We start from the raw sequence: 14,630 nt of genomic DNA, 5'->3' as shown, positions 1-14,630 counted from the left end.
TACTGACCACCACCCCCTGACCGACCCGACCCACCGGCGATCAGAGCCCCGGAACTCCTGCCCCTTGGGTTCCTGGGCTCTGCCGAAGCCGAAGTCGCAGGTGCCGGTTGCCGTGAGGGGCCTGGTCAGTGCTGTGAAACCTGCGCCTGAATGGCCTGACATGTATTCCATTGACGGCATGCAGCCAACGATGAAACGGTGAAACGGCGCCACCAATGGGGCGCTTCGTACACCAACTCCCCGCTGACCACGGGGAGAACAGAGGGGAACGCATGCTTCACAACACTGCCGTCAAGGCAGCGCTGTCTGCTGCTGCCGTCATATCGGCCCTACTGATTCCGGCAGCCGGTTCTGCGTCCGCCGCGCCCGCCGCGCCCGCCGTCTCAGGGAAGACCGGCACCGCGGCGGCCGACAGCTTTGACGCCAAGTGCAGGAGCCACAGCCGCAACTACGTCCTGAAGAAGTACTACCGCCAGGTGCCCGTCGGTCCCCCCACCTTCTACACCCTGCGCTGCGGCACAAGCACGTGGGGCTGGAAGCACATCAAGGCGGGGCACGGCTGGGACAGTACGATGGACCGGAAGATAAGCACTGCCATCGGGTCCGGGGACGGCAATGGCCGCGGTGGTTACTCCACCTACACCAATCAGTGCCCGCGAGTGGAGAAGTTCCGCACCATCATTGGTACCCCGGCCGGGAGGAACGACCTCCTGACGGCCTACAAGGTCGACCAGCCGGCCGTCGCCGGCGCTGCTCGCTGCTGAACACGGTGTTGGGGTGCGGGCCGAGGTGAAAGGGTGGTTGCCCTCTGTGGAGGAACGGACACCAGCCGAGCAGGCCCTGAGCCGCTCGTACGTCACCGCTGACGGACTGCGGTTCGACGTCGTCAGAATGACGGTCGAGCACCATCCGGACCGCAGCGCGACGTTGACGTACTGGCTGACTGTAGGCCGACAAGACCACCCGGATGAACGTTGGGTCGTCACCCTCCCCTGGGACGACAAGTCCTGGACGGATGTGCTCACCTCGCCCGCACCCTCTCCCGACCGACTGCTGCAGCTCGTGCACCTCGTCCACGCCCATCTGGAAGAGTGGTGGGACACGAAGGGACACAACCGGAAGTCAGCAAAGATGGGACGGCGACTTACCTGACCCATCCCGCCCACGCAGCCAACACCTCCCTTCCTCGGGCGAAGTCGCGTGTCTGGCGCTGTGCGGCTTCCAGGCCATCCGGGCGGGCCCGTGCCATGGCCCGCCCGCGGGGCGGTGGCCGGGCTGCGGGGTCAGCCGGGCGGACAAAGTCACGTCGTGGTCAGTTTTCGGTGAGGCGGCCCTCGAGATCGGCGATACGCCGGTCCTGAAAATGAAGGTTGGAGCGGGCGGCCTTGAGTCGTTCGTCAAGGGTGCGGTTGTCGGTGTTGAGTTGGCGGACGCGCTGTTCGTGGGTGGTGTTCTCGGTGGTGATTCGCTGGATGACGTCCTCGGTCCACTCAGCTGGCAAGTCGCGTAACTGACCGACTGCGGCATCACTGTGGTGACCGCGGTTCTGGCCTCGGCGTCGTCGTAGAGGAAGGTGCGTGAGACGTACGCCCGGCGGGCGACGACGGCGACACTGACCTGGGCTGTCTCGCGGCGGAGCCGGGCGATGGCCTGGTGGACGCACGCAAGGGCGGCTTCGGTCTTGCGGCGGCGGGCGGCCAGGGCCGCGGCGGTGCGGGGTTCGGGAACGGTGGTGGTGTTCGTTCAGCCTCCTGTTCGAGGTCGTCGCCGTCGGCTGTGCACGTATCGCTGCATTCGTCCGGCTCGTCGCTGCCCGCGTCGGCGAGGTCGGCGGCGCGGAAGGCAGTGGACCACACGCGGTGGAAGTAGTGCTGGGGTTTGCGCAGGTCGAGGGCGAGGGCGTCGTCGAGGAGGCCGAGTCCGCCCAGCGCCTTCTCCAGGCCGTCGATGACGCGGGCGGTGAGCTCGAAGTACCGGTGGATGTAGTCGGTCTCGCGGGGCGGGGCAGCTCGGTCCACGCCGAGCCCGGCCTGCGTACGGCCGGGGTCGGCACGTTGAGCGCCTTGGCGAGTTGGGGCACGAGACGGAGGCCGGTGGTGTGTCCTGGATGGCCACCGTGCCCTTCCCGGTCCGGCACGGAGAGCCCGCCGGGGCGGCACAGGTGGACATCGGGCAGTCGTACGATCCCCCGCGCTTGAAACCGTCGCTCACGAGCCCAGTTCCATGGGGGTGTTTCACGAGCGACCACTCGTGAAACACCGATGAGTGAAGCCCACGGGTTTCCCACATGTGGCGGGGATCACGTCGAGGGGAAAACCTGCGGCCCGGCTCGGGCGTCTAGCCGGTGTGAGATCAGTCAGGAAGGCACCGCGCGCGCTGGACGAGGAGCGTCTCGTCCAGCTGGTGGCCAGGGGTGACCGCGCGGCGTTCGAGGAGTTGTACCGGCGCACCGCGCCGTGGATGGCGTTGCGGTTGCGCCGTCGCTGCGCCGACGAACAGATCGTCGCCGAGGTCATGCAGGAGACGTATCTGGCGGTGTGGCGCGCGGCGGGCGCGTTCGCGGGGTCATCGACGGGCGGGACGGCCGCCGGATGGCTGTGGACGATCGCGGCACGCCGCCTGGTGGACGCCTTCCGGCGCAGGGCCCACCACGCCGAGCCGCCGGCGGCCGCCGCGCTCCCCGACGCGGCGCCCGCCGCCGAGGAGGAGGCACTCGCGACGACCGTAGGCGGCGACGTCGGCGACGCGCTGCGGCGCCTCGCGCCGGAACTCAGACAGGTATTGCAGGCCATGGTGCTCGACGGGCTGTCCGTCCGGGAGACCGCGGTCCTGCTCGGACTGCCCGAGGGCACGGTCAAGACCCGTGCCCGCCGGGCCCGAATCGCGATGCGGGAGGCGCTGGCATGAGCGTGGAACACGCGTCGATGCGGATCATCGACGGTTACGCACGCGGCGACACGGATTTCGCCGCCGACGAGGTATGGGCCCTGGAGGCCCATCTGGAGGCGTGCGAGGGGTGTCGTGACCGGCTCTCGGCCGCCGTCACTGCCGAGGCGCCCGCCGTGGCGGCGCTGGTCGGCACCGTGTGGTCCGACCTCGAACCCCAGCTGGCAGCCTCCGCCACGATGCCGCGCCAACGACGGTGGTCGGCGCGGCTGTCGAGGTGGATGACGCCCACGATGGTGCCGTGGCTGGCCATGGTCGTGAGCGTGACACTGCTCGCGCTGCTGCTCGACCTGGTCGACACGGGCTCCGGCGAGGTGTCGCTGGTGCTGCTGCTCGCCCCGATCCTGCCCGTCCTCGGCGTCGCGGCGTCGTGGTCGCGCGGCCTGGACCCGGCGTACGAGCTGACGGCCTCGGTGCCCAGGGCCGGGCTCTATCTGGTGCTGCGGCGCACCGCGTCCGTGCTAGCCGTGGTCGTCCCCGCGCTGCTGGTGGCCGGATGGGTGACCGGTGTGACGGCCGCGCAGTGGCTGCTGCCCTGTCTGGCCTTCACCTCGACGACCCTGGCGCTCGGCGGCGTCGTCGGTGTGACCCGGGCCGCTGTCGCGCTGGCGGCCGTGTGGGCCGCCGCGGTCGTGGCGCCGACCCTGGCCACCAGCCGTACGACCTTCGCCCTGCAGACGGGCAGCCTGCCTGTGTGGGGACTGGTCCTCGCGCTCGGTACCGCTGTCGTGATCGCCCGCAGGGGCGCGTACTCCGTATTGGGAGCCCATCGATGACGATCGGAAAGGAACACCACATGACGTCCGCGGTGAGTGCGGCCGACATCGCGCCGACGGCCTACGCCTGGGAGATCCAGGCGACCGGGCTGAAGGTCAGGGTCGGCCGGAAACGGATGGCCGTCGACGGCCTCGACCTGTCGCTGGGCACCGGCGTACACGGCCTCCTCGGCCCCAACGGGGCGGGCAAGACCACTCTCATCCGGACGCTGGCCACCGTACTGCGCCCCACCGAGGGCACTCTGGAGATCCTCGGCGAGTCCACGGGCGGCATGGGCGAGCACCGGGCGCTGCGCCGCCGGATCGGCTACCTGCCGCAGGAGTTCGGCTACTACAAGCGCTTCACGGTGCGCGAGTTCGTCGAGTACATGGCGTGGCTGAAGGAGGTGCCCAAGGCGGACATCCCCGCCGCCGTGCAGCGCGCCGTGGAGAGAGTCGGTCTGGCGGACCGCGCCGACGACAAGATGAAAACCCTCTCGGGCGGCATGGTACGCAGGGTCGGCATCGCCCAGGCCATCGTCAACGACCCGACGATCCTGCTGCTGGACGAGCCGACGGTCGGCCTGGACCCGGCGCAGCGGCTGCGCTTCCGTGAGCTGCTGCAGGAGTTGGGTACGGACACCTGCGTGCTCGTCTCGACCCATCTCGTCGAGGACGTCGCCGCCGCGTGCACCGACGTGGTGGTCTTCGCCGAGGGGCGGCTGGTCTTCCAGGGCCCTCCGGACGAGCTGGCCTCGGTGGGCGGCCCCGAGCACGTGGGTGACAGCCCGCTGGAGCGCGGCTACTCGGCGCTGCTGCTCAACCCCGAGCAGGGAAGGGGCACTTGGTGAACGTCCGCGTCCTGCGTATCGAGCTGAAGCGCTCCGTCGCCCCGTGGGCCGGCGCCGTGATCCTGACGCCGGCGTTGGCGTTCCTGTACCTGATTCCCGGATCGTGGTGGACGGGCACCACGGCGTGGACGGCCCAGTGGACGTCCATGGCCCTGTGGACCCGCTCCCTGCTGTTCTACCTGTGGCCGCTCGCCGTAGGACTCGGGGCGCTGCAGGGCCTGCGCGACCACCGCTCGAAGATGTCCGAACTGCTGACGAGCACGCCGCGGCCCGCCCGGCACCGCGCGGCCACACTGGCGGGCGCGACGGCGATCACGCTGGCCTCGGCCTTTGCGCTCCTCGTCCTCGTGGGCGCGGTCCAGGTGGTCGCCAACACCGAGTACACGCACCTGGGGTGGCTGCCGATCTCGCTGGTAGGGGCCCTCTCTCTCGTCGCGGGGGCCGTGCTGGGCATGGGGGCCGGGCGGGCTCTGCCGTCCGTGCTCACACCGCCCGCGCTGGCCATGGGCGCCTTCGTGTTCACGGCCCTCATGCAGATGTCGTTGGGCCGGACGGAGACCGCCACGGCGACGGGGCTCCCGGGCACGGAGCCGAACCGGATCTCCCTGCTGTCACCGGCGGTGCAGGAGGTGCGCGATGCACTCGTCACGCTCTCCGCCTCCGTGCACGTCGGGCAGACGATCTGGCTGCTCGCCATGGCCGCGACCGGCTTCGCGCTGCTGGTCGCCGCGACCCCGCGCACCCGGCTGCTGTCCCTGACGCCCGTCCTGGCGGGCGCGGTGATCGCTCTGCTCGTCCTTCCCTCCGACCCGCGCCGGATGTATGTCGTCGACAAGGCCGCCGCTGAGCTGGTGTGCGACGGCCCGGTGTGCGTGACGAAGACGCAGCAGGCGCGACTCGCCGACCTCGCGGGTCCGGGTAAGAAGGCGCTGCGCCTGCTGCATGGCGCCCTGGGCAGCCAGGCGCCGGTCTCGGTCCGGGAGAACACCGCCGTGCTGCCGCAAGGCTCCACGCCGCAGTGGTCCCGCAAGACGGTGCTCTTCGACTTCGACGACGACATCATCGCCGCTGCGAAGGGCGAGCAGCTGACCTGGGCCCTGATCGCCAAAGGCATGGTGCCAGGCTGCACCCCCGTCGGCTGGAGCAGCTTCGGGGGAGATCTGTTCGCGCAGACCGTCGCGGCGGGCTGGGTCCTCGGGGACCTCAGGCCGCTTCCTGGCACACCGGCAAGTCTGCGCCGCGAGGTCGACGCCGAGACCCGCCCGGTGTGGAAGGAACTCAAGGCACTGCCGCGGGCCGAGCAGCTCTCGCGGATCAACGCGATGCGCGCCGCCGCGTTCTCCTGCAAGGGCGACCCGTTCGACGCGCTGAAAGGCGGTGCGTCCCGGTGAGATGGCTGACGCTGTACGCGCGCTCACGGCAGGTACCCGCGTCGCTCGCCGCGGTGGTGATCAGCGTGGTGGCGGTGTGGGCACTCGCCCGGAACGGCAGCGGGGGGCCGGGGCCCGGTGATCCGCGGCTGCCCGTGCTCGTCCTCGCTACGGGGGCTATGGCAGCTTCAATCGGGCTCAGCGGGCAGGACCTCGCGCTGGACCGGACGGCCGCGATCCGCTGGGTGCCCCGCAGAGCGGCACATGTGCTGCTCTGCGGGGTGGTCGTCGGCGCGGTGCTGCTGGCCGTGCAGGCGATGGGCGAGTCCATGGCCACCACCGCGTTCGTCGTCCGGGACAGTGCGGGCCTGATGGGACTGGTCGCCCTGGGCGCGGCGCTCTCGGGCGCCCTGTACGCCTGGACGCCGCCGTTCGCCTGGCTCTCGTTCTCCTTCTTTGCCCCGCCCCCGACGAGTGCGCCGATGCAGGTGGCGAACTGGATGTTGCTGCCGCCCGGCACGGCAGCGGGCACCTGGACGGCCGTGGTCCTCGCGGTTACCGGCACCGCGGCCTACGCCGTCGCGGGACCGAGACGGTGACGCCCGCGGCGCGGTCGCGTGCGGCATGCGCACGCATCGGATCGAGCACCCACCACGCTGCCTTGTTCATCTGGGGACCAGGAGTACTTCAGTGTGTCTCCGTGTCCGATCGGTCGGCGGTGTCTGCCCAAGTGCCGGGGGGCGGGGCGCCGTGAGCCCCAGGCCGAGGCGCTTGTCCATGTCCATGTCCAGGCGGATGGTGCCGTACGGGTTGACATTGGACCAGAACAGCGCGGTCAGACCACGCCGGTCCTCGTCGCTGAGCTTCTTCGCCCACTTCAGCTCGGCCAGGACCTGCTGGAGCAGCGGTGCGCGGACGTGTTCTCTGGACTTCGCTTCGCCCCGGTTCAGGCCCTTGGCCGCTCGGCCGCGGTGACCGTGCGACCGGCGACTTCGCGGAAGGCCGACAGGCCGGCATGCCGAGCCGATGCCGCCGCCTCCGGCACCCGGCTACGACCCGGAAGCCATGGACGTGCTCTTCGGGCGGTCTTCATGACCATCACCACAAGGCACTCGACGCGCCGACAACTGCAGACCGCGCATGCACCAGCCGAACAGGCCCGGGCACGGAACAACGTACTGCGGGAACGGTTCCCGCCCCGCGCCGCGGAGGCGCGGTGGCCGGTGGCCGGTGGCAGCGCAGTCGGCGGATGAGGTGCTGCGGCGGCTTACGCCGCCATCGTTCTTGCCAGCGGCCAGCGCCACCCGGGCCGGGCGACGGCGCGGAGTCGCAAAACTTCGGCGCCGGCTGTCCAGCCTCCCAGGGGAGACCTGGCAGCAGCATTGGAAGACCAGCCGCGTCGAGGAGATCCCCGGCGCGGACTGGACAGATCTCCCGCTGCGCTTCTTGCGCCAGGGTGGGCCGTCGCCGTCGTATGAGCGCGTGGACTTGACCTCCGGGCTGCTGATGCTGGTCTGCGGCGATGTCATCCGTCCCGACCTGGCCTGGATGCCCACCCGCTCCCACAAGCACCTGGCCCCGGTCATGACCGAGGTCCGCGACGCCGATCAGACGCAGCTCAGATGCAGCTGCCACCGCTTGATCCCGTGGCCGCACGAGGTCGTACGGACCTGCTCGGCCAGACCCGCAACCGGCGGCACCCAGAGCCGGCCAGTGAGGCCGACGAACACGCGCAGTGCCGCCATCTGCCAGGGAATCAGTTTCACCAGCTGCCGTTCCGGGTCCGCCTCACCGGACGTGGACTCGGGCCGGGGACGGGACTCGGCGTAGGCAAGGGTGTCGTGGCCATACGGCGTCAGACGGGCCGCCCACCGCACGGGCCAACCCTCCAGCGCCGACAGCTCCGCGCGGTCCTCCCGGCAGGCAAGCTCCACCAGGCCCTGGCTCTCCAGGGCGTTCACCTGCTGCTGGTGCGCCGGGAGGAGCTCCGTGCCCAGCGTCCAGCCGTGCCCGGCCGCTCCTGCCCGCGCTCGCGCAGCGCCTCCAGCACCGACAGCGCACTCTCGGTAACGGACGGATTCACGGCCTGGCGCGAGTGAGGGGCCGGAGGAAGTGGCAGCCGCGACTGCCGATACCCCTCGCGGCAGGCAGGCGATGATGGTCTCCAGGCCGGGATAATTGGCGTAGGGTGGAGGAACCGACGCGGGGTGGAGCAGCTCGGTAGCTCGCTGGGCTCATAACCCAGAGGTCGCAGGTTCAAATCCTGTCCCCGCTACTGAAACCTGAGGGGCCGGCACATGGTGCTGGCCCCTCAGGCGTGTCCCACCCCGGGGAGAGCCGACGACGCTGCCGTCAATTCTCGTGAGCATCTGCCAGCGCGCTGATCGCCAACTGCTGATGAAACCCATCGGCAACACTGCCGCTGAACGTGAACGAAACCACCCCTGATCGCCCCGCGTGCTTACGGCAGTCGCGCGCACGCGCCCCCACCCGGGTGCCCGACTCCCGAACGGCGTCCCGCGCGGCGTCGCGCCCGATACGATCACTGGTAGGTGTTGCGTCAGGTGATCGGGCTCGGGAGTCGCGGTGGCTGAGCTGATCCAGCAGCAGAAGCTTGATGTGGAGTTCGACTTCTACGGTTTCGCTCTGCAGGACCTCGACGACGCACAGGTCCCCCAGCGTATCCGGAAGGCCGCGAGGCCGGCGGTGCGTTCCTGACCGCCCATGAGGGCCGGCTGGACGTCAAGAGCGCCGGCCACACACACCGCCGCCATGACCACACAGAAGTACGGGACGGGCAGCCACCCGCCGCCGATGACCACGGCGACTGGGAGGAAAAGTCGGAAGCCCAGCTCCACTCCCCCTCAGGTGAACTGGCGCTGTGGAGTGTCGCAGCCGGGCCCATGGACGCCCATGTACACCTGTCCGATACGGACGACATGTGGCAGGCACTGGTGTACTGCGAGGGCCGCCGCGAGGTGGCACGCCTGACATGGGAGGCCGTGCCGGAGGGCGTCGAGCGGTACCTGGTCCAGATCTGGCCCGCCGCCTCGAGCACACTGACAGCGACGGCCATCACACCCTCCCCTGGTCTTCACCTACCTGATGAGTCCCGCGAAGGCCGTTCCATGTCCCCCACCTCACCGGTGTACTCGGGGACGGCGCGAGATCCACTCCTGGCGCACGGCGATGCGGTCGGAGGGGGGACGCGACCGCCGACAGGTTCCTGCGGATCGTCTCGAACCAGGCGCCAGGCAGGTCGAGTTCGTCGCGCGGGACGGGGTCCGGCGACAGCGGCGGCTCGTCGACGAACGCGGACAACTCAGCGCGGTAGGCGCATCCATCGCTGGTCCGGTCGAACAGGGCGTGGAGCGCCGGTTTGCGGACGCCAGGGAACGCGGCGGCGGCCCGCTCGAAGCCTTCCCAGAGTTCCCCGCCCGGCCGCCCGGCCGCCCGGCGGAGACGGATGCCAGGCGCAGCCGGCACGCACCATGAACGGGGTGCGCGGCGCGGTGGCCGAGGGTACGGCCGCACCAATCCCAGGCCCGCGGGTCATGAACCGTGGCGCCGAGTTTGTCGGCGGCGTGCGTGTGCGCAGCGGTCATGCGTCACGAGTCGGTGTCGTCAAAGGGTGGCGAGTACATCAGGAGCCGTCCGGAGACGTCTCTGGAGAGATATCCCGGGAAGGTCGTGTGATGCGAGGGGCGCGGCTCCGTACGTGAAGGTCTTGTCGACCCCTCCCCGATCAACTCACCCCGGGGGCTAGGTTGTTTGCCCTTGAACAACGCGGCTCTCCGGGGAGAGGCTTTATGTTCGGTGATGCTTTGGGTCAGGACGCCGCCGTGCTGAGGTGGCGGGTCGACATCACCAAGGCGCACCCGGCGCGCGTCTACGACCTGTTTCTCGGAGGCACGGACAACTACCCGGTCGACCGGGCCGCGGCCACCGCGGCGCTCGCCGCCAACCCACGGGGTTACCTCGACATCCGCCACAACCGGGACTTCCTACGCCGGGCGGTGACCAAACTGACGGCGCAGGACGGCATCCGGCAGTTCCTGGACATCGGCACGGGGCTGCCGACGCAGGAGAACGTCCATCAGATCGCCCAGCGGATCAACCCGGACTCACGGGTCGTGTACGTCGACAACGACCCGGTGGTGCTGGCCCAGGTGTACACCCTGCTCACCAACGGCCCCGAGGGCCGTACGGACTACATCGACGCGGACCTCAAGCAGCCTGCCCGGATCCTCGAACAGGCTGCCAGGACCCTCGACCTCGACCAGCCGGTCGCACTCGTGCTCGCGGCCGTCCTGCACTTCGTCGAGGACGAGGAGGCCTACCGGGCCGTACGTGAACTGGTGGACGCGTTGCCGTCGGGCAGCCGGCTCGTCCTCAGCCATCTCACCGAGGACGTCAACCCCGAGGCCATCCGCGCGGTGCGACGGACGTACACCGAGCGCGGTTTCACCTTCGTGCTGCGCTCGAAGCGGGACGTCGAGCGGTTCTTCACGGAGACCGGGCTCGAACTGGAGGAGCCGGGTGTCGTCCCGGTCCACCGCTGGCGCCCCGACGGCGCGGCCCCCTCCCCCGAACAGGCCGACCCCGCCCACCTCGCCACCCTCGACGCCATCGACATGATTCCCTTCCATGACATCAACGACGTCGCGGAAGCCGACATCAACATCTACGCGGCGACAGGCCGCAAGGCCTGATCACGGTTCGATCAGGCCTTGACCAGGGATCGGCCAGAGGCGCTCGGGCGTCCTGTGCCCAGCAGGGCCATGCCCCGGTGCAGGGTGCGGGCCGTGAGGTCGCGCAGGAACGGGCGGTTCTCAACCTGGGCCGGGGTGGCTTCCTTCAGGACCGGGCACTCCGAGTAGAAGGTCGTGTGCAGGGACGCCGGCTGGTACAGGTCGAACTCGTAGTCGCGATTCGCCGACGCGACAGGTCGGCGTACTTGACCGCGCCGATGCCCACCTGCGTGCCTCGCTCGGAGATCTCTTCCTCCGACAGCTGTCCCTGGGCGCCCTTCTCCCGCACGACGGCGGTGGCCCGCTCGATCGCCTCGTCCAGGAGATCCACCAGCCGGGCCGTCTCACCCTAGCCGGACCGTCTCACCCTCACGCGTAGACGTGGGTGTTCGCCTTGGGGTTGAAGACACGGTCCCTGATCGCCATGAGGTCGGTCGCCGCGTAGCCGTAGCCGCCGTCTGACTTCTTCACGATCAGCGGGACCGCGCCTCGGCACCGTCGGCGAGCAGGCAGACCTGTTCCGGCATGCACACGCCGGGGACACATTCTGGTACGGGCCGTACTCGCCCATGCGCGCAGAACCATCGACCAACTGCCCTTACCCGTCAGCCTCACACGGGCTCGAGTGACACAGCTTCTTCACATGTGATCAAATCCAGGTGTTCCAGCAGGTCAGACCTCTGCTGGGCATCCTTCTACTTGCACCGCAGAAAGGGACTCCATGAGAGTCCGGGCATCCCGCCACGCGCACCCGGCCATGATCGCCGCTGCCCTTGCCGGGAGTGTCGTGGTTCCGCTGGCCGGCGCACAGCCGGCTGCGGCCGCCGACTGTCTCACCTCCGTACCGACCTACGTGTGGGAGCCGAACACCACCGGCAACATGGCGGCGCCGCGCGTGCTGCACAAGTACATGGACTGGGGACCCCAGATCGTTACCACGGACACGTTGATCGACACCCTCTACACGGCGAACCTGCCGACCACCAGCGATCCCGACACCACCGGTCAGATCGCCAAATACTCCACCGGGCCGTGGGCTCAGCTCGATCCAGAGGTCCGCGCCGGAATCGTCGGCACGATCACGGCGGACGCCGGACCCCGCCTCGCGGACCCGGACCCCTCTGTGCGGCCCTACTTCACCACCCCGCCGGACGAGACCGGAGAGGTGGAGGCCGTCGACCCGGCCGAGGAGCCCGCCCAGACCCCGTCGAACACGGTCACCGGGAAGTTCACCCTCGGCAACGGGCAGCCCGCCGCGGGCCTTCGGGTCACCCTGACCGCGAACGACCTCGGCGACGGCGCCACCGGCCAGACGCAGGTGCCGTTCCCAGGCATGGCGACGACCGCGTCGATCAGCAGCGGCAAGGCCGATGTCTTCTACTCCAAGTAAGCGCGCCCGGCTGATCGCCGGAATCGCGCTGCTGATCGTGGCGGCGGCCCTGGCAGCCTGGCTGGTCCCGCAGCGACCAGACGACACAGGTGCATGGAAGGGTCACGCGCTGGGTGCAGGACTGCTCGAGCAGGCCAACCTGGAGTACGACCAGCTGCGAATCGGCAAGGAGTACTGGCTGAACCTGCCCCAAGCGACCAACACCAGCGGTGTACCGGTGACCATAACCAAGGCCCAGTTCGTCAACCTGCCGAAGGGGCTGGAGCTGATCGGCTACAAAGTGGTGAGCGTCTACGACACCGGCGGATACGGAATCGGTGTGCGCCTGGTGAAGTCACCGAACGATGACATCACCGGCCTGCCGGAGCGATCGAGCACTTTCACCGTGAAAGCCCACAAACCGGCCAACAGTTTTCACATGGCCCGGTTCAGGGTGACCGGTCCGGTGACGGGCGACACGTCGCAATGCCGGTTCTGGTACCAGCAAGGTTCGGTGAAGTACCGGCAGGACCTGCGGTGCGTCAACCAGCTCCGCCTCGCCAAGAAATAGAGCAACCAAGCGCGCCCCCCAGAACAGGTGGTTCTGGGGGGCGTCTTGACGTCGCGAACCGGGGCGATGGACTCCGGGCGCCGACCGAGTTGTTGCTGCCCCCGACCGCTCAGTTCACGGTGAGGTCGGCGGAGTCGTTGCGGCTGTCCGGATCGAAAGCGGGCCGGTGGGAGTCGGCCGGATCCGGGCCCCAGACCAGCTGGACGCCGCCCTTGGCGTGCGTGACCACGTCGTCGACCCGGACGGTCAGGGAGAAGTCGGTGACCTGTCCCTTGGGCACGATGATGCCCGGCAGGCTGCAGACGTACGGTCCCTTTGCCTCGGCTGCCGGATTGTTCTCCTGCCACGGGGCGCAGTTGGCCGAATGGCCGACGGCGGTGGTGCCGGGCGGGAGCGTCACCCAGGCGGTGGGCACTCCCTCACCGCCGCTGCGGTCGTACAGGGTCGCCGGACCGTTGGCGCTGAGGTGGAAGGCGAGGGTCGCGGTCTTGCCCGCCCCGGCCTCAGCACTCGCGCCGGACACTGCGAAGTCGGCCGTGTTGCGGGCCCTCAGGGTGGCGATCCAGTAGTCGGTGACGCTGCCCGTCTGCGGCAGGGAGACGGAGCCCGCCGGGGCCGAGGACCGCCGGCCCGCCTTGATCACCTTCAGCTTGAGCGCGGCCCCCTTGCCCCACGTCCACTTGATGCCCTGGCCGTCCGGCCAGCCTGGCTGCCCGAGGGGCGCGGTGAGCGCGTCGAGGTAGGTGTTGAGGGCGGTGGAGCCCACGTGCAGACGGACCGGGGCGGCAAGGGCGGCCGTCTCGCCGATGTTGATGGCGCCCTTGGGGTAGCACTCCGCGAAATGGATCGCGCCGTTGAACCCGTACTTGCAGTTGGAGTAGTGGTCGGCGAAGTCCAGGCCGGGTGAGGCGGCCAGAACGGTCTGCACGCCGCGGGCCGGACGGTTGCCCACGTTGGTGAACCGGACCGGTTCGGCGACGTTACTGCCGACCTTCAGGTTGGTGTGGTCGGCGAGGCGGTCCAGGCCGAAGGACGGCCCTCCCACGGTGACCGATCCCGTGCCGCCCACGATCTGCGCATGCGCGGACCGGCCGGTGATCTTGTACGTTCCCGTGGCACCCAGTCGGCTGCCCCTGAGCGCGGTCAGGGTCAACCGGGTCATCGACCCGAGGCCGATCTTCGGGTTGGAGCCCGACTCGAACGACTCCGAGCACGTGGCGACCAGGCCACGGACGGTGCAGTTGCTCGAGAACGCCACCTTGGCGATCTTCGCCAGACCCCGGGCGTCCACGGTCAGCGTGGCATCGTCAACCGTCAGGTTCTTGGCCTTGGTGTGGAAGTCGAAGTACACGCCTGCCGTGGCAGGAGCAGCCGGCAAGGCCGCCGGCGTCGGCGCGTCAAGAGTGATCACCGGCCGGCCGGAAGCAGCAACAGCACCGGCAGGGCCGGCGCCCAGCAGCGACGCGGCCAGACCCGCAGCCGAAACGAACACCGCGGCTAAACCGGTGAGGGAATTACGTCTCATCAACGTCCTTGCGTTTGAAGGGGCTTTACGTAGATTCACTGAACGACCGGGTGGGACTCCAGCCCCCCGGCCGCACCACGCCGACCGCCGGTCGGCGGCATCGTCCGGTCTCCTTCGCGGCTGTTGCTTGAGCACCGCATCGGCAAACCGGTCGCGCGGCCACACCCCCGGTGGTGACGAACAGCGCGACCTTAGATCACCGGTACGACAAACGCCCACGCCTTTTCCTTTGAGGGACCGTCCCTCCCAAGGCAGGGGATCGGGCCTGCAAGGGATCGGGCCTGCAGGGGATCGGGCCTGCAGGGGATCGGATCTCATGGTCGGCGAACGAGTCCGTCTGGGGAACGGCCCAGTCCTCCTGCAGCATCCTCGACAGCAACTCCGCCTGCTCCTAGAGGAGTTGGTCGGCGATTCATGTCGCGCGACCGCTATATCCCTGCAGCCCCGCCCGGGGGCTCTGGGGCGTCGGCCTTGCTCCCGACAGAACATCGG

General features: G+C 69.4%; 14 protein-coding genes, 1 tRNA gene and 2 pseudogenes. 12 read left to right on the top strand and 5 right to left on the bottom strand.

Annotated elements, in window-relative coordinates; translation table 11 throughout:
* Window positions 1-272: 272 nt before the first annotated feature.
* Window positions 273-764: a hypothetical protein gene (locus tag AQJ27_RS59805; RefSeq protein WP_235613960.1), complete on the top strand. Its 492-nt coding sequence runs from the start codon at window positions 273-275 to the stop codon at window positions 762-764.
* A 37-nt stretch (window positions 765-801) separates the two neighbouring features.
* The gene (locus tag AQJ27_RS47920; protein WP_159064636.1) at window positions 802-1,152 is read left to right on the top strand and encodes a hypothetical protein; all 351 of its coding nucleotides are present in this window, start codon (window positions 802-804) and stop codon (window positions 1,150-1,152) included.
* 160 nt (window positions 1,153-1,312) lie between these two features.
* On the opposite strand, the gene AQJ27_RS59800 is transcribed toward AQJ27_RS47920, so the two are convergent.
* On the bottom strand, window positions 1,313-1,501 hold the full coding sequence (locus tag AQJ27_RS59800; RefSeq protein WP_235613959.1) for a hypothetical protein: 189 nt from the start codon (window positions 1,499-1,501) through the stop codon (window positions 1,313-1,315).
* A gap of 74 nt (window positions 1,502-1,575) precedes the next feature.
* A pseudogene (locus AQJ27_RS59795) lies at window positions 1,576-1,647 on the bottom strand (hypothetical protein); the annotation flags it as partial.
* A gap of 699 nt (window positions 1,648-2,346) precedes the next feature.
* Between AQJ27_RS59795 and AQJ27_RS47910 the strand changes: the two are divergent.
* Genes AQJ27_RS47910 through AQJ27_RS47890 form a run of 5 tightly spaced genes read left to right on the top strand, consistent with a single transcriptional unit; the run spans window position 2,347 to window position 6,521 of the window.
* Window positions 2,347-2,907, top strand: coding sequence for an RNA polymerase sigma factor (locus AQJ27_RS47910; protein WP_067384527.1), 561 nt, complete (start codon window positions 2,347-2,349; stop codon window positions 2,905-2,907).
* Window positions 2,904-3,722 carry a zf-HC2 domain-containing protein gene (locus tag AQJ27_RS47905; protein WP_067384525.1) on the top strand — a complete coding sequence of 273 codons (819 nt, stop codon included), beginning with the start codon at window positions 2,904-2,906 and terminating at the stop codon, window positions 3,720-3,722. The genes AQJ27_RS47910 and AQJ27_RS47905 overlap by 4 nt, the downstream gene beginning before the upstream one ends.
* A complete protein-coding gene (locus tag AQJ27_RS47900) occupies window positions 3,719-4,552 on the top strand; it encodes an ABC transporter ATP-binding protein (protein ID WP_067384523.1) in 834 nt (277 codons plus the stop codon). The genes AQJ27_RS47905 and AQJ27_RS47900 overlap by 4 nt, the downstream gene beginning before the upstream one ends.
* Window positions 4,549-5,943: a hypothetical protein gene (locus AQJ27_RS47895; RefSeq protein ID WP_067384521.1), complete on the top strand. Its 1,395-nt coding sequence runs from the start codon at window positions 4,549-4,551 to the stop codon at window positions 5,941-5,943. The genes AQJ27_RS47900 and AQJ27_RS47895 overlap by 4 nt, the downstream gene beginning before the upstream one ends.
* Window positions 5,940-6,521: a hypothetical protein gene (locus AQJ27_RS47890; RefSeq protein WP_067384519.1), complete on the top strand. Its 582-nt coding sequence runs from the start codon at window positions 5,940-5,942 to the stop codon at window positions 6,519-6,521. The genes AQJ27_RS47895 and AQJ27_RS47890 overlap by 4 nt, the downstream gene beginning before the upstream one ends.
* Window positions 6,522-7,529: 1,008 nt before the next feature.
* Here AQJ27_RS47890 and AQJ27_RS47885 read toward each other — a convergent pair.
* Window positions 7,530-7,883 carry a DUF6417 family protein gene (locus AQJ27_RS47885; RefSeq protein ID WP_067384518.1) on the bottom strand — a complete coding sequence of 118 codons (354 nt, stop codon included), beginning with the start codon at window positions 7,881-7,883 and terminating at the stop codon, window positions 7,530-7,532.
* A gap of 240 nt (window positions 7,884-8,123) precedes the next feature.
* Here AQJ27_RS47885 and AQJ27_RS47880 point away from each other — a divergent pair.
* The 3 genes from AQJ27_RS47880 (at window position 8,124) to AQJ27_RS47875 (ending at window position 10,634) form a co-directional block, all read left to right on the top strand.
* Window positions 8,124-8,197: transfer RNA gene (locus AQJ27_RS47880), tRNA-Met, on the top strand.
* A gap of 311 nt (window positions 8,198-8,508) precedes the next feature.
* Complete coding sequence (locus AQJ27_RS60415) at window positions 8,509-8,640, top strand: hypothetical protein (protein ID WP_268814648.1); 132 nt, start codon at window positions 8,509-8,511, stop codon at window positions 8,638-8,640.
* Between the two features lie 1,091 nt (window positions 8,641-9,731).
* A complete protein-coding gene (locus tag AQJ27_RS47875) occupies window positions 9,732-10,634 on the top strand; it encodes an SAM-dependent methyltransferase (protein WP_067384516.1) in 903 nt (300 codons plus the stop codon).
* Here AQJ27_RS47875 and argS read toward each other — a convergent pair.
* Window positions 10,635-11,156: pseudogene (argS, locus tag AQJ27_RS54055) on the bottom strand (arginine--tRNA ligase domain-containing protein); the annotation flags it as partial.
* 238 nt (window positions 11,157-11,394) lie between these two features.
* Between argS and AQJ27_RS47870 the strand changes: the two are divergent.
* The gene (locus AQJ27_RS47870) at window positions 11,395-12,063 is read left to right on the top strand and encodes a hypothetical protein (RefSeq protein WP_159064635.1); all 669 of its coding nucleotides are present in this window, start codon (window positions 11,395-11,397) and stop codon (window positions 12,061-12,063) included.
* Complete coding sequence (locus tag AQJ27_RS47865; protein WP_159064634.1) at window positions 12,044-12,613, top strand: hypothetical protein; 570 nt, start codon at window positions 12,044-12,046, stop codon at window positions 12,611-12,613. Before AQJ27_RS47870 ends, AQJ27_RS47865 begins: the two co-directional genes overlap by 20 nt.
* 109 nt (window positions 12,614-12,722) lie before the next feature.
* Here the strand turns inward: AQJ27_RS47865 and AQJ27_RS47860 are convergent, their stop codons facing one another.
* Complete coding sequence (locus tag AQJ27_RS47860) at window positions 12,723-13,991, bottom strand: hypothetical protein (protein WP_159064633.1); 1,269 nt, start codon at window positions 13,989-13,991, stop codon at window positions 12,723-12,725.
* Window positions 13,992-14,630 lie beyond the last annotated feature (639 nt).

The sequence above is a fragment of the Streptomyces olivochromogenes genome, from assembly GCF_001514115.1.
In the GTDB taxonomy this organism is placed as follows: Bacteria; Actinomycetota; Actinomycetes; order Streptomycetales; family Streptomycetaceae; genus Streptomyces; species Streptomyces olivochromogenes.
Note: the sequence above shows the minus strand (reverse complement) of the source record. Positions and strands in the feature narration are given on the sequence as shown.

What these genes read in the sequence shown, in the direction of transcription:
- AQJ27_RS59805 (WP_235613960.1), top strand. Translation starts at nt 273, where the DNA reads ATGCTTCACAACACTGCCGTCAAGGCAGCGCTGTCTGCTGCTGCCGTC.
- AQJ27_RS47905 (WP_067384525.1), top strand. Translation starts at nt 2,904, where the DNA reads ATGAGCGTGGAACACGCGTCGATGCGGATCATCGACGGTTACGCACGC.
- AQJ27_RS47900 (WP_067384523.1), top strand. Translation starts at nt 3,719, where the DNA reads ATGACGATCGGAAAGGAACACCACATGACGTCCGCGGTGAGTGCGGCC.
- AQJ27_RS47875 (WP_067384516.1), top strand. Translation starts at nt 9,732, where the DNA reads ATGTTCGGTGATGCTTTGGGTCAGGACGCCGCCGTGCTGAGGTGGCGG.
- AQJ27_RS47870 (WP_159064635.1), top strand. Translation starts at nt 11,395, where the DNA reads ATGAGAGTCCGGGCATCCCGCCACGCGCACCCGGCCATGATCGCCGCT.
- AQJ27_RS47865 (WP_159064634.1), top strand. Translation starts at nt 12,044, where the DNA reads ATGTCTTCTACTCCAAGTAAGCGCGCCCGGCTGATCGCCGGAATCGCG.